The following is a 1,037-nucleotide window of genomic DNA, read 5'->3' as shown; positions in this document are numbered from 1 at the left end:
TGCACGTGTTGCTAACACCCCAACTTCGGCAAGTGAGTTCTTTCATTTTCTTCTTGAACTTCGCTACTGATTTTACATGCGGTTTCGCCTTATACTGATGTGCTCTTGAATCATAGTAGAATCCATATCCAAGATACTTAAGACCTCTAGGTCTGTCTACTTTACTCTTGGTCATATTGACCTTAAGCCCTAGTTTCTCTTCAATGAATCGTGAGATATTTCTCATTACTCTGTTGGCGGACATTTCACTTCCAACTATGATGATGCAGTCATCTGCGTATCGTACAAAGTTAAGCCCACGCTTTTCCATTTCTTTGTCTAGTTCATTTAACATGATGTTTGCCAACAGCGGTGAAAGGTTTCCTCCTTGTGGCGTTCCCACAATAGAATCTTCATACTCATCGTCAATCATGATTCCGCTGACTAGGTATTTCCTGACGATAGAGATTACATCCCCATCTTTAATGGTTCTACCTATGATAGTCATAAGTTTATCATGATTTACTGTGTCAAAGAACTTTTCCAAGTCAATGTCTACAATCCAATCATTACTGTCATTCATCATGTCTAGCGCTGTCAGGATTGCTTGCTGTGCACATCTATTCGGTCTGAATCCATAACTATGGTCATGGAACTCTTCCTCATAAATTGGTGTTAAGACCTGCGCTATGGCTTGTTGTATAAATCTATCTGTTACCGTTGGTACTCCTAGATTTCTGACTCCGCCATCGGGTTTTGGTATCTCCACTCTTCGTACTGGTTGTGGTTTATATTTTCTTGTTCTCAACTGTTCCTTGATGTTTTCGCCGTTCTTTTCAAGGTGTTCTTTGAGTTCTGTGTACTTCATTCCGTCCACTCCCTCTGCACCTTTATTTCGTACGACTTGCATATATGCTCTATTGAGGTTATCACTAGAGAGTATCTTCTCCATTAGATTACTTGTGTTCATGTGTTCTTTCCTTTCCGTCTCGCTTGATTTGACCACCCTTTACCCGATTGGTTACGGCAGATGTTGTCATTTCTGCAATTCGAGACAT

General features: G+C 40.6%; 1 protein-coding gene. It reads right to left on the bottom strand.

What is annotated here, in order from left to right; translation table 11 throughout:
• Positions 1 to 949, bottom strand: a 949-nt coding sequence (ltrA, locus tag ACYPXO_RS10780) for a group II intron reverse transcriptase/maturase (RefSeq protein WP_459640576.1), incomplete at its 3' end; no start/stop codon positions are given.
• Between the last annotated feature and the right edge of the window lie 88 nt (positions 950 to 1,037).

The sequence above is a fragment of the Faecalimonas canis genome, assembly GCF_054601575.1.
Note: the sequence above shows the minus strand (reverse complement) of the source record. Positions and strands in the feature narration are given on the sequence as shown.